Here is a 13,497-nt window from a genome sequence, read left to right on the forward strand (position 1 = left end):
TCGGTCATCGGTCCGCTTGGACCAGCGCCCCACCGTTGCCGTCCGGCCGTCACCGACGTCGAAGGGTGATCCATGCGATCCATTGCCAGACGCGTTTCGGCGGCCGCCGGATTCGCGCTGATGTCCATCCTGCTCGTGGCAGGCCCCGCTTCCGCCGAACCGCCCGTGTCCATCCCCCCGGGCCAGTACGTGGTGGATTCCGCAGGAGTCCTCGGCGCCGAGGCCGACCGCGTGAAGGAAGCGGTGACCGACCTGCAGCAGAGTGAGGGGCTCAATCTCTACGTCATCTACGTTGACGAGTTCACCGACCCTTCGGACATGACCGCCTGGGTCAAGGAAGTCGCCGAGATGAAGGGCATGGGCCCGACGGACAGCATCCTCGCGATTGCCACCGAGGCCCGGCAATTGCGCCTGAGGTCTGCGGATTCCGGGGAGATCGCGCCGTTCGATGCGGACATCGCCCGGGAATACATCACCCCCGGCCTGCGCTCGAGCACGCTTACCTCCGACGACTGGGCCACAGCCGCCGAGAACGCCGTTGAGGGCATCGAGGCCGCGGCCAACGGCGACCTCGGACCGGCTGGCGGGGACGGGGAAGCCCGCTCGTCCTCGGGCGGCTCGGCCGCGCCGTGGATCATCGGCGGGGTCATTGTCGTCGGCGGCGGGACGTTGTGGGCCCTCGGCCGGAAGAAGAAGGCAGGAAACCCGGCACGGCGTCCCCAGCCGGTAGCCGAGGGACCGCAGGATCCGCTGGCCGCCATGAGCGTCGAGGACCTCCGGCTCAAGGCCGGGCCCCTGCTCATCGCGGCAGACGACGCCATCCGCTCCAGCGAACAGGAGCTCGGCTTCGCCCAGGCCGAATTCGGCGAGGAGTCCATCAAGCCGTTCGCAGCGGACCTGGCCACCGCCAAGGTACACCTGAACGAGTCCTTCAAGCTCCAACAGCAGCTCGACGATTCGATTCCCGATACCGAAGCCGACCAGCGCAAATGGCTACGCGACATCATCCACCGGTGCGAAGCGGTGAACGACTCCCTGGAGGAACACCGGGACGACTTCGCCGCCCTGCGCGAGCTCGAGCGCAACGCGCCGCAGGCTGCCGCAACGCTGCAGACCCAGGTCGACACCCTGCGCAGGGATCTCGAAACAGCCCGCTCCTCCCTGACCGGCTTGTCTGCCCGCTATGCGGATTCCGCGCTCGTCCAGGTTCGGGACAACATCGAACAAGCCGGTGAACGCATCGACTTCATCGAGGACTCCCTGCGGACGGCGCAGGAGAAAATCGCCACTTCCGCCGCCGCAGAGGCGGCCATCGCGGTCCGCGCAGGCGAGGAGGCAGTGGACCAGACACGTGTCCTGATCGCCGCCATCGCCAAGACGGGAACGGTCCTCGACACCGCCAGCGGCGAGCTACAGGACCAGGTCGCCGAAGCACGCCAGGATCTGGTCCAGGCCACGTCGCTGGCCGCCAGCGGCCAACATCCCGAACTTGCGGCCCCAAGCGCTTCCTTGCGGGATGCCCTTGGACGGATCGAGGAAGCGCGCACCGGCGAGCGGCTCGATCCGGTCGCCCTGCTATCCACGTTGTCCCGGGCACGCGAGACGTTGGATGGCCCCCTGGACTCGGTCCGCGATCAAAAGCTGCGATCCGAACGGGCCGCGGCGTCGCTGCAGTCCGCCCTGCGAACCGCCCAGGGCAAGATCGACGGCACCGATGACTTCATCCGGGCCCGGCGCGGTGGCGTCGGCGCGACGGCCAGGACCCGCCTCGCGGAGGCCCAACGCCATCTGGACGAGGCCCTGCGGGCCGCGCCAACGGAGCCGGTGCGGGCACTTCAATTCGCCCAGCAGGCTTCGATGTTGGCCGACCAGGCGGCCCGTCAGGCCGAAGCCGACGTCGACGGGTTCAACGGCGGATACGGTGGTGGTTTCGGTGGCGGGTACCGGGGCGGATACGGCCGCGGAAACGGGCTCGGGGGTGCCATCCTCGGGGGCATCCTCATCGACTCCATCCTGCGCGGCGGCGGGGGCGGCGGCGGTGGTGTCTTCGGAGGCGGCGGCTTCGGTGGATTCGGCGGCGGCGGAGGCGGAGGCGGATTCGGGGCAGGAGGCGGCGGCGGCAATTTCTGAGCCGCCTCGACCTCCGCGAGAATTCCGGCGGCGCGGCCGTCGGGTGCAGGACCAAAACCAGTAAACCCAGTGGAAGGTGACATCGTGATCAAGCAGTCAATTTTCGGGCGCATCGCCCAACTCGCCAAGGCGAACATCAACTCCATGATCGATTCGGCCGAGGACCCGCAAAAAATGCTGGACCAGATGGTGCGGGACTATACGAACAACATCGCCGAGGCGGAGACAGCGGTCGCCCAAACCATCGGCAACCTGCGCATGCTCCAGCAGGACCACCAGGAGGACCGGGAAAACGCGCGCGACTGGGGCAACAAGGCCCTTGCCGCTTCGCGCAAGGCCGATGAGTTCCGTTCCGCTGGCAAGGAGTCGGACGCCACGAAGTTCGACAATCTCGCCAAGATCGCCATCCAGCGGCAGATGCAATCAGAAGGCGAGGCAAAGTCCGTCGAACCGACGATCGCCTCGCAGGAGGAAATCGTCGAAAAGCTCAAGTCCGGGCTGACCGCGATGAAGCACAAGCGCCAGGAACTGGTTTCAAAGCGCGATGAACTCGTGGCCCGGGCGAAGGCCACGCAGGCACAGTCACAGGTCCAGGACGCGCTGAAGAGCATCGACCTCATGGATCCGACGAGCGAGGTCTCGCGATTCGAGGAAAAGGTCCGCCGCGAGGAGGCCCGGGTTCAAGGCGCAGCCGAACTGGCCGCGTCCAGCCTGGACGCCCAGTTCGAGTCCCTCGAGGACCTCGGCGAGCAAACCGAGGTCGAGGCACGCCTAGCCGCGCTGAAGGCCGGTTCGGGCCAGAACGCCGCTCTCGGCTCCGCAACCAGCGGTACCGCCACCCACTCCCCCGAGGCCACCGGCAGCGGCTACTGAGCCGGCCGGTCCCTGGGGCAGCCGACGGGATAAACCGAAGGCCCCTGACCAGGTGGATCACCTAGCCAGGGGCCTTCATCTCGTTGCGGGGACAGGATTTGAACCTGTGACCTCCGGGTTATGAGCCCGGCGAGCTACCGAACTGCTCCACCCCGCGTCGCGAGATAAGACTCTACACGAAAGTACAGGGCACCCAAAATCGGACGGAGCGCTCGAGCTACTTCTCCGCGATCATGCGTCCGATGATCAGCCTCATGATCTCGTTGCTGCCTTCGAGGATCTGGTGCACGCGCAGGTCGCGGGCGATCTTTTCGAGACCGTACTCGCTGAGGTAGCCGTAACCGCCGTGGAGTTGGATGGCAGCGTTGGCGGTCTCGAAACCCGCATCGGTCGCCACGCGTTTGGCCATGGCGCACAGCTTGAGGGCATCGCCGGCCCCTTCGTCCAAGGCCGCTGCGGCCCGCCACAACAGGGTCCGGGCGGTGACCAGCTTTGTCTCCATGTCCGCGAGTTCAAACAGCAGGGCCTGCTGGTTGATCAGCGCCCCGCCAAATGCATGGCGTTCTTTCAGGTACGCCGCGGATTTGTCCAGGGCGGTTTGGCCCCCGCCCAGCGAGCAGGCCCCGATGTTCAGCCGCCCCCCGTTGAGCCCTTTCATGGCGATCCCGAAGCCGTCCCCTTCCCCGCCCAGCCGGTTGTCCACGGGGACCCTGGCGTTGTTGAAGATGACCTGACGGGTCGGTTGCGCGTTCCAGCCCATCTTCTTCTCCAAGGCGCCGAATTCCAGCCCCTCGGTGCCGGCGGGAACGACGATGGCGGAGATGCCCCGGCTGCCGGTGTCGGCCGTGCGCGCCATCACCAGGTAGAAGCCGGCTGCACCGGCGCCGGAGATGAACTGCTTGACCCCGTTGAGCACGTACTCGTCGCCGTCGCGGACGGCACGGGTCGTCAGCGCGGCCGCGTCCGAGCCGGCGCCCGGCTCCGTGAGGCAGTAGCTGCCCAGCGCCTCCATGGTGGCCATGTCGGGGATCCATTGTGCGCGCTGGCGGTCGTCACCGAAGGCATCGATCATCCAGACGACCATGTTGTGGATGGAGATGTACGCGGCAATGGTCGGACAGGCACGAGCCAGTTCCTCGAAGATGAGGACCGCATCGCTTCGGGTGAGCCCGGACCCTCCGTACTCCTCGCGGGCGTAGATACCGCCCATGCCCAGGTCTCCGGCCTGGCGAAGGACGTCCACCGGGAAGTGGTGCTCCTGATCCCACCTCTCTGCGTGTGGGGCGATCTGTTCGGTCGCGAATTCCCTGACCATCTCGACCATGGCCTGCTGCTCGTCGTTGAGCTCGTACATCGTTATCCTTTCGGCCCGTGGGCCTTGACGGTCCCGGCGCAAGCGGCCGGGAGGATCCTCAGCGGCTCACCTTGCCCGTGAGGGAGGCGACCGGTCCAATGAAGATGGGGCGGGCCAGGAACGCGGCCCCCACCATGACGACGACGGAGATGGCGAAGAGGATGAACCCCATCCAGCCGTGGCCGTCCTGGGCGGCATACATGTGGTTCAGGTTCCGCAGGGCCCCCGTCGCCAGCACCAGCGTCACATGCACGATCACGAACAACACGAAGTAGAGCATTACCGGGAAGTGAACGGCACGAGCCGCTTCGATCGGGTAGAGACGGTTCAGCTTCTTGGCCTTTGCCGGCCAGATCGACGACATCCGCAAGCCGGTGATGATGGCCAGGGGTGCCGCGATGAACACGGTCACGAAGTAGGTCAGCAACTGCAGGCTGTTGTAGTTGACCCACCCGTTCTCCAATGGCCAGTTCAGCGACACGTATTGCAGGCCGGCCGAGAGGGCATTCGGGAGGACGTCCCAGCTGGTGGGCACGATGCGCCGCCAGTGGCCGGTGGAAAAGAGCAGGATGATGAAGACGATCCCGTTCAGCACCCACAGCACATCCAGGCTCAGGTGCAGCCAGAGGTCCAGGCTGATGCGCTTCGGGGCCTTCTTCGTCTTGAAGGGCCCCTTGTTCTTCCGCACCCAGTGTGCCGCGGGACGCTGGACCGTCCGCACCTTCCACCCCGTCTGGATGATCAGCACGATGAAGAAGGCATTGAGGAAGTGCTGCCAGCCAAGCCACGCCGGCAGGCCGACCGGGGCGGACTCGGGAAGCGCCACCCTTCCGGGGTAGGCCGACAGGAAACCGGCGCCCGCCTCCGTGCCGGTGTACCAGCGGGCGCCGAGGACCACCAGGGCCAGGACCACGACGGCCCCGGCCGCATATAGGCCAAGGCGCAGCCAGGGCCTGGGGCTCGATCCGGATGGTGTGCGGTCCTGGTTCACCGGTGGTCCTCTCGTACGGGAATGCTGCTGACGATAATACTAGGTCTTGCAAGCATTTAGTAGGATGCCAAAGCATTTCGCATGGAACCCGCACATGCGAAAGGCCCCGGCCGATGTTTCCATCGGCCGGGGCCTTTCCGTCGTTGCGGGGACAGGATTTGAACCTGTGACCTCCGGGTTATGAGCCCGGCGAGCTACCGAACTGCTCCACCCCGCGTCGTACTACAAGCCTCTCATCTTCCGGGCCGAACCCCAAATCGAGGGGCGGCGGTGTCACGCAGGTCACTGCGTGGCACCGCCGCCACCCGGGGTCCCCGGCATCCGCCCCCTCGGGCATTCCGGGGCCGTTCCGGCGGCTAGCCGTCCGATCCGCTGGCGGGAGCTGATTCCTCCTGGCCGGGCGCCGGGCTCTCGGGCGCCTGCTGGCCCTGGCCCGGATCACCGGAGATCTCGCTTTCGGCATTCAACGCCTTGTTCAGGGCGTCGCTGAGCTTCTTCTGCTCATTGCCGTAGGCGGCGAAATCGCCCTTGGCGAGCGCCTCTTGGCCGGCCTTGATGGCGGCGTCCGCTGCCGCGAGCGCCTCCTTGAGCTGCTGTTCGGCGCTGGCCGGGGCCGCGTCCGAGGGCTCGTCCGCGGACTTGTTCCCGTCGCCCTCGTTGGTTACTGCTCCCGACGAACCGTCGAAGAGCTGGTCCAGCGCCTCGGACAGGGTGTCGGCGAATCCGACCTTGTCGCCGAAGGACACGAGCACCTTGCGCAGCGTCGGGTAGGACGTTTCGCCGGTGGACTGGACGTAGACCGGCTGGACGTACAGGATGCCGCCGCCGACTGGCAAGGAGAGCAGGTTTCCGTTGAGCACCTCGGAGGCGCCCTGGCGCAGCAGGTTGAGCTGGGTGGAAACCGTCGTGTTGGAGTCGAAGTTCTGTTGGGCCTGGCCCGGCCCCGGAACCACGGTGTTGCGCGGCAACTCCAGCAGTCTCAGGGTGCCGTACCCGTCGGCCTTCACCCCGGCCTTGTCGCCGGCGTCGGCTTCGGCCGAGAGGAAGCCGTAGAGCACGTTGCGCTGCGCGCTGCCCGCACTGGTCGCGGGAATGAATGTGCTGGTCAACGAGAACGTTTCCGATTCCTGCTTCGGCATGCGCAGCGAGAGGTAGTACGGCGGCTGCGGAACCTGGTTATCGGGCTGCGTCGGGTCATTGGGGACGGCCCAGGCATCGTTTGACTCGTAGAAGTCGTCGGGGTCGGTCACGTGGTACTCCCCCAGCAGAGTCCGCTGCACCTTGAACAGGTCCTCCGGGTACCGCACGTGACTCATCAACTCACCCGAGATCTCCGAGATCGGCTTGACCGTGCTCGGGAAGACCTCCTGCCAGGCCTGCAGCAGCGGCTCGTCCGGCTCCCAGGCATACAGGTCGACGGAACCGTCGTAAGCGTCGACCGTTGCCTTGACCGAGTTGCGGATGTAGTTCACCTTCCCGGACAGGGCATTGGTGCGGTTCGCCGCGGTGAGCGAATCGCGGACCGCGGTATCGAGCTGCTGCTCGGTGGAATACGGGAAGGAACTGTTGGTGGTGTAGGCGTCCACGATCCATTTCACGCGGCCGTCGATGATCGCCGGGTAGGCGTTCGAATCCACGGTCAGGTACGGGGCGACCTTCTGGACACGCTCCTTGGGGCCGCGGTCATAGAGGATCTGGGATTCGCTGTTGATGGCGTCGGAGAGCAACAGGTCCGTGGAGCTGAACTTCAGGGAGTAGACCAGGCGGTTGAAGAAGCTGCCCACGTTCGGGCCGCCTTCGCCTTGGAAGGTGGTCTTGGCATCGCCCTCGCCGGACTGGTCCGAGGGACGGTCCAGCTCGCGGGGCGCCCAATCCTCGGGACCGCCAACCACGGAGTACTGCGGGGAGAACTCCCCGAAGTAGATGCGGGGCTCGTAGGTGGAGTCGTTGCCCAACACACCGTGGCTGGGGATGCCCGAGAGCATGAAATCGGGACGTCCGCCGGCAGCGACCTTGGCACCGTAGGCGGCCACGACCCCGTAGCCGTGGGTATAGGTCACATGCTGGTTGACCCAGCTGTCGGTCGGGTCCACGTTCAGCTCGCGCACGGCGATGACGGTGTCCTCCGTCTTGCCGTCGATTTCGTAGCGGTCGACGTTCAGCGTCGGGGCGAACCGGTAGTACGTGCGGAACTGCTGCAGCTGGGCAAACGCGTCGGAGACCAGGTTTGGATCCAGCAGGCGGATGTTGGTGGTGGTGGCCTTGTCCTTGGCCAACGCATTCTTGGCCGTGTTGACCGTGGCGTTGTAGGGGCTGGACTTGACGGCATCCAGCCCGTAGGCCTTGCGCGTCATCTCGATGTTCCGCTGGATGTACGGCTGCTCAAGCGTCTTCTCCGAGGGGACCACCTTGAACTGCTGCACCAGCATGGGGTAGATGCCGCCGGCGACCAATGCGGTGACGACGAGGACGGCCGTGCCGACGAGCGGGAGCTTCCAGCGGCCCATGATGGCACCAACCACGAAAAGCACTGCCACGATGACTGCCGCGACCACCAGGATGGTCTTGGTGGGGATGACAGCATGGACATCCGTGTAGAGGGCGCCGGCAACCCGGCCGCCCTGGTCCTCCAGGGTGCTGTAGCGGTCCAGCCAGAAGTTGGCGCCTTGCAGCAGCAGGAACAGCGCGGCCGCAATGCTCACGTGCAGCCGGGCGGCGCGGGAAATGCTCACGCCGCCGCGTTCCTGGATCCGGATGCCGCCGTAGAGGTAGTGGGTCAGCAATCCGGCGATGCCGGCGATCAGCACGACGCTGATGAGGAACCCGACGACCAGTCCGTAGAACGGCAGCGAGTTCATGTAGAACGAGAGGTCCTTGTGGAATTGCGGGTCGACCTCGCCGAAGGGAACCTGGTGGATGAACAGGAGGATGGTCTGCCACTGGGAGGCGATCGCGGTGGCGGCGAAGGCACCGATGACCAACGGGATGCCCCACATGAGCAGCCGGCGAATGGGCTCGAGCTGTGCCTGGTAGCGCGAGATGCTGTCGGGCATCTGCAGGTCCGGGGCATAGACCGGCCTGCTCTTGAACGCGACCTGCAGGCTGGCCCAGATCGCACCGGCCATCACGAGGAACGCCACGACGAAGACGGCGACCTTGGTGAGCATCTCGGTCCAGAACACCTGGCCGTAGCCGATCTGGTTGAACCAGAGGACATCGGCATAGATGTTCGCGAAGAAGATGAACGCCGCCACCAGGATGCCGATCACCACGATCGTCGGCACCAGGGGCGAGGACTTCCTGGCCGGAGTGGGGCGCTGCTGGCCGCCGCCGTCGTCGCCTCCGGGCCCCTGGGGGCGCCGGCCGAACGGGTTGTCAGGACCGAAACTCACTTATTGAACCTCATCGTCAGAACGAGCTACTGCGCGCCCCGCATCGGACAGGGGGCCACGGAACCATTCTGCCTTGCATGAGGTCAAGTCGCGAATGCCCGTGCCACGGCCACCACGAGGGTGGCGGCTCCGGCTGCTATCCGCAGCCGGGAAGGGACGCCGGATCGGCACCCTGTCCAATGGATTCGACGGCATTCCGCGCCTGGTCCAACGTCGAGACCTTGATGACGCTGAGTCCGTCGGGGATGCGCCCGACGACATCGGCACAGTTATCGGCCGGGGCCAGGAAGTACTGTGCACCGGCGGTGCGCGCACCGACAAGCTTCTGCGCGATCCCCCCGATCGGTCCCACCGTGCCATCGGCTTCGATGGTCCCGGTTCCGGCAAACTGCTTGCCCCCGGTCATGTCCCCTGGGGTCAGCGTGTCGATGATCCCCAGCGCGAACATCATGCCTGCACTGGGCCCGCCGACATTCGGCAGTCCGAACGTCACGTCGAGGGGGAAGGTGTAGCGGGTTCCGAGGTAGACACCCAGTTGGCGTTGCCCCTCCTTCGACGTCGTGGTCCGGGCGTCCACCTGCACTTCCTGTCCGGCGCGCACCACCGTCAGCTCTGGAGTGCCGTCACCGGCCTGCAGGGCGGACTTGAGCATGTCCAGGTCGGTGATCGGCTCGCCGTCGATGGCCTTGAGCACATCGTCGGTGCGCAACGCCCCCTTGTTGGCGTCCGTGGCCAGCCCCGCGACGCTAAGCTGCTGGCTGTAGGGGATCTCCAGGCTGGTGAGCGCGGCAGCGACCGCGTTTTGCTGCGAATTGTCCATTTCCGCCGCGTTCCGGTCGCTGATCTGTTCGTCGGTCGCGCCCCGGGGGTACATGGTTTCCTCCGGATAGACGTCCTGCCGGGGATCGGCCCAGGCCTGGATCACCCGGAAGAAGGAGATGCGGCTCTCCGCGCCGCCGATGACGTAGACGGTGGTCATGTCCAGGGAGCCGTCCGCGGGATACGTCTTCCGTCCGCTGACCTTGATGACCTCCCGGTCCTTGACCTTGCCCAGAGTGTTCACGGCAGGGCCGGGCGCTTCCACGATGTACGGAGTGGGCAGGGCCAGTGCGATGAAACCGATGACGACGGCGGTGCAGGTCGCCGTGATCAGGCGGCGCTGGGACTTCCGGGAGCGGCTGGATTGGCGTGGTTGTCCCGCCACCGGCTCATGGCCGAGGGGCTCCTGGGGATGCTGCGGTTCGGTCACCGTGGCTGTTTTCCTTCCGGGCGTTGCCCGGCCCGGGGCCGGCGCGCATTCGATCTCCCCCAGAGTACAAGGTGGGCGCCGGTGCCCGCTGTGCCGACAGCGAACCCGGCGGGGCAGCCATAGGGGCCTCCCGTGGTGCGGGGGTACCGTGGAACCATGGCAGAGAACCCCCCGAACAACCGACCCGATGGCTCAGACGAACCGGACGATTCCGGCCCCAAGGACCCCTTTGCGGAGATGCTCTCGAACCTCTTCGGCGGCCAGCTTCCCGAGGGAGTGGATGCGGCCGACCTGCACAAGCAGCTCGGAGCCATGGGCATGCCCTCCGATCCCGCCGCGATGCAGGCGATGATGGGACAGATGCAGGCCATGATGGGCGCCATGTCCACCGGTGACGGCAGCCCGGTCAACTGGAAGCTGGCCCAGGATTCGGCCCGCCAGGCCGCCTCGGGCGACGACCCGAGCGTCACCGCGGCCCGTGCCTCGGCTGTCGCCGACGCCGGGCGGTTGGCCGACATGTGGCTCGACCAGGCCACGGCCTTCGAGGCCTCGGCCAGCGGTTTTTCCTCATATTCACGGGCCCAATGGGTCGAGAAGACCCTGCCCCGGTGGAAGAAGCTCACCGAACCCGTCGCCGTCAGCGTGTCGCAGGCGATCAGCACCGCCATGCGCGACCAGGTGCCCGAGGAGATGAAGGCCATGCTCGGTTCGGCCCAGGGCATGTTCCAGAACCTCGGAGGTGCGATGTTCGGCATGCAGCTGGGCACCGCAGTCGGCGGCCTGGCCAAGGACGTGCTCGGCTCCACGGACATCGGCATACCGCTGACCACCGATGCCCCCGCCCTGGTCCCCACGAACGTGACGGCCTTCGGCGAGGGGCTGGATATCCCGGAGCAGGAGGTCCTGCTTTTCACGGCCTTGCGCGAATCGGCCCACGCACGCCTGTTCCAACGGGTTCCCTGGCTGCAGTCCCACGTTCTGGGCGCCATCGAGGACTATGCCCGCGGGATCCACATCGACATGTCACGCATCGAGGAGGCCGTGCGGGACATCGACCCGTCCAACCCCGAGTCGTTGAAGGGCGCGGTCACCGAAGGGCTGTTCATGCCGCAGCGGACCGGTGCCCAGGAAGCAGCGCTGGTCAAGCTCGAGACGGCATTGGCCCTGATCGAGGGATGGGTCGACGAGGTCGTCGCCGAGGCAGCTGCCAATCTCCCCTCGGCCGCCGCACTGCGGGAGACGGTCCGCCGCCGCCGGGCGACCGGTGGTCCTGCCGAGCAGGCGTTCGCTTCACTGGTCGGCCTCGAGCTTCGACCACGCCGGCTCCGCGATGCTGCCCGCCTGTGGGCGCTCCTCAAGGAAGAACGGGGCTCCGAAGGCCGGGACGCCATCTGGCAGCACCCGGACCTGATGCCGGGCGCAGCGGACCTTGACGATCCGGAAGGATTCTCCTCACGGCGGGCGCTGGCCGAAGCCGCCGACGGCGAACTGGACGAGGCACTGACCCGCCTGCTCGACGGCGGCTACGACTCCCCCGACGCCGAAGAAGACACCGACCGGAACAGCACGGCAGATGACGAAGGGTCCGACCCGGACGAGGGGCCCGGCTCGACCCGCTGACCTTGGGCCGGGCGGGCGGCACCACCAGGGACCGCCCGCCTGGCGGTGCCGCGCGTCAACAGGCCCAATCCCCGTCTCCTTCGTCCTGCCACCAGCCGGAGCCCGGGATGCCATAGGGCCCGGTTGGCCTGGCTCCGTCCTGGATCCCCGGGTCCACCAGATCCCCGGATCCGTCGGGATTGGCCATGCCGAAGCTGACGCCCGCCAGATACGCCTTGGCCTCTGCCTTGCGCCCATAGCGGTCCTCGAGCGCCTTGAACTGCGGGCCGTGCCCGTCCTCGGCGATGAGGTGGGCCAGCTCGTGGACCAGGATGTAGTCCTGCACCCAGCGGGGCATCCGCTGCAACCGGTGGTTCAGGCGGATGGTCCCGTCCCCGGGAGAGGCCGATCCCCACCTCGAGGTCTGGTTGGTCACCCAGCGCACCGACAGCGGTTCCGCCCGTCCTCCGAGGTGCTTGCGGTCAAGTTCGCGGGCGCGCTGCATCAGCTCGTCATCCGCCCCCGCGCCGTAACGCTCCAGGGCGCGCGCCCGGCGTGCCAGGATGTCCGGGACCATGCGCTCGACCCATTCGTCCTCCTGGCGCAGGCTCAAGCTGGCGGGGACCGAGATCACCGCGGTGCCGTCCTTCCATACGCCGGATACCGTTCGGCGCCGCCGGGTTGAGCGCAACACCCTCACCGCGACCCCGTCGGGCGTGACCAGCCCGCGCTCCTTTGGTTGCTTTGGCATGAATGGCCTCTCTCTCCTCATCGTGTTGCCGGGCCGTGGCCACTTGCCCACCGGCCCCTGTGGAAACCCGGTTTCCGGGGGATGCGACCTGTCAGGATATCTCCACCGGCAACCTACCGGACCCATCACTGGAGGCGAACATGCGCATCATCCCCGAACTTCAGGTCGTCAGAGTATCCGAGACATCGCTGCGAATTGGAGGGCGCGACGACGGGCTGTGGATATCCGGGCTGACGCCGGCCGACCAGGACTTCATCGTGTCCCTGGCCTCCCCCGATCTGAACCCCGCGGACGCCGGCACGCAGGGGAACGGAGCAGCGGCCATCGGCACCCGCCGCCGCGACCAGCTGCTGGAGCTGCTCGCTCCCGTCCTGGAAGAACCCTTCCGCCTCCCTGGCGCCTTGGGGGCCACGCTGGCGCCCGATGTCACCGCCTTTTCGAGCGCCTATTCCACGTCGGCAGGCCAACTCGTCAGGAACCGCAGCCGCTCGACGGCCAGAATCTGGGGGCTCGGCCGCTGCGGCCAGGCCATCGCCGCGCTGCTGGCAGCCTCGGGGATCGGCGCGCTCTACCTCCACGACGACCTGCCGGTCCAGGCCGGGGACATCGGGGCGGGACCGCTGCGCATCGCGGACCTAGGCAAGGCACGCACCGTCGCCGTGGCGCACCGGCTCGGACAGCAGTGGCCGCGCACCCGTCTGGCACGGTGGGAGCCAGCTCCCGACGACTCCGGGCTGGGGGCGCAGGTGAGCATCGTCACCGCCTGCGACACGTTGCCCGAACGCGTCGCCGACCACCTCGCCGCCACCCGCATCCCGCATCTGCCGGTCCTGTTCGGGCCTTCGTGGGCCCGCATCGGCCCACTGGTCATCCCGGGACTGACCACCTGCCTGGACTGCGCCGACACCGACGACGTCCGGTCCGCAGATCTGCCCCGCACCGCCGGTTCCCCCCGCTCGGGAAGCTCGACGGCCGAGTTGGCGATGTCGGCAACCGCCGCGGGGTTGGCGACCATGCAGGTGATGATGCTGCTCGACGGGGTCAACGTGCCCTCCACTGCGGATGCGGTCCTGACGGTGGACCTGTCCACCGGCGGTGTCCACCGGATCCCGGTCGAACCGCACCCTGGGTGTACCTGCATGATCCCTGCGGCGTGAG

9 protein-coding genes and 2 tRNA genes are annotated in these 13,497 nt (G+C 67.1%); 4 read left to right on the plus strand and 7 right to left on the minus strand.

Going from position 1 to position 13,497, the window contains the following annotated elements:
- Positions 1-72: 72 nt before the first annotated feature.
- Both AB8M85_RS06350 and AB8M85_RS06355 read left to right on the plus strand, forming a co-directional pair.
- A complete protein-coding gene (locus AB8M85_RS06350; protein WP_372697938.1) occupies positions 73-2,130 on the plus strand; it encodes a TPM domain-containing protein in 2,058 nt (685 codons plus the stop codon).
- A gap of 84 nt (positions 2,131-2,214) precedes the next feature.
- On the plus strand, positions 2,215-3,003 hold the full coding sequence (locus tag AB8M85_RS06355) for a PspA/IM30 family protein (RefSeq protein WP_372697939.1): 789 nt from the start codon (positions 2,215-2,217) through the stop codon (positions 3,001-3,003).
- Between the two features lie 83 nt (positions 3,004-3,086).
- Here AB8M85_RS06355 and AB8M85_RS06360 read toward each other — a convergent pair.
- The 6 genes from AB8M85_RS06360 to AB8M85_RS06385 all read right to left on the minus strand — a co-directional run bounded on the left by AB8M85_RS06360 (position 3,087) and on the right by AB8M85_RS06385 (position 9,989).
- A tRNA-Met gene (locus AB8M85_RS06360) sits at positions 3,087-3,160 on the minus strand.
- 60 nt (positions 3,161-3,220) lie between these two features.
- Positions 3,221-4,357, minus strand: a complete 1,137-nt coding sequence (locus AB8M85_RS06365) for an acyl-CoA dehydrogenase family protein (protein ID WP_372697940.1) — start codon at positions 4,355-4,357, stop codon at positions 3,221-3,223.
- A 58-nt stretch (positions 4,358-4,415) separates the two neighbouring features.
- Entirely contained in the window at positions 4,416-5,348 is a 933-nt protein-coding gene (locus AB8M85_RS06370) for a cytochrome b/b6 domain-containing protein (protein ID WP_372697941.1), read from the minus strand.
- A gap of 143 nt (positions 5,349-5,491) precedes the next feature.
- Positions 5,492-5,565 (minus strand) — tRNA-Met (locus AB8M85_RS06375).
- A 139-nt stretch (positions 5,566-5,704) separates the two neighbouring features.
- On the minus strand, positions 5,705-8,740 hold the full coding sequence (locus AB8M85_RS06380; protein WP_372697942.1) for a UPF0182 family protein: 3,036 nt from the start codon (positions 8,738-8,740) through the stop codon (positions 5,705-5,707).
- Positions 8,741-8,876: 136 nt separating this feature from the next.
- A complete protein-coding gene (locus AB8M85_RS06385) occupies positions 8,877-9,989 on the minus strand; it encodes a PDZ domain-containing protein (protein WP_372697943.1) in 1,113 nt (370 codons plus the stop codon).
- A gap of 156 nt (positions 9,990-10,145) precedes the next feature.
- On the opposite strand from AB8M85_RS06385, the gene AB8M85_RS06390 reads away from it, so the two are divergent.
- Positions 10,146-11,609, plus strand: a complete 1,464-nt coding sequence (locus tag AB8M85_RS06390) for a zinc-dependent metalloprotease (RefSeq protein ID WP_372697944.1) — start codon at positions 10,146-10,148, stop codon at positions 11,607-11,609.
- Between the two features lie 55 nt (positions 11,610-11,664).
- On the opposite strand, the gene AB8M85_RS06395 is transcribed toward AB8M85_RS06390, so the two are convergent.
- A complete protein-coding gene (locus AB8M85_RS06395; RefSeq protein ID WP_372697945.1) occupies positions 11,665-12,339 on the minus strand; it encodes a M48 family metallopeptidase in 675 nt (224 codons plus the stop codon).
- A gap of 140 nt (positions 12,340-12,479) precedes the next feature.
- On the opposite strand from AB8M85_RS06395, the gene AB8M85_RS06400 reads away from it, so the two are divergent.
- Positions 12,480-13,496 carry a TOMM precursor leader peptide-binding protein gene (locus AB8M85_RS06400; RefSeq protein ID WP_372697946.1) on the plus strand — a complete coding sequence of 339 codons (1,017 nt, stop codon included), beginning with the start codon at positions 12,480-12,482 and terminating at the stop codon, positions 13,494-13,496.
- The last annotated feature ends 1 nt before the right edge of the window (position 13,497 follow it).

This window comes from Arthrobacter sp. JSM 101049 (assembly GCF_041679245.1).
Taxonomy (GTDB): domain Bacteria; phylum Actinomycetota; class Actinomycetes; order Actinomycetales; family Micrococcaceae; genus Arthrobacter_H.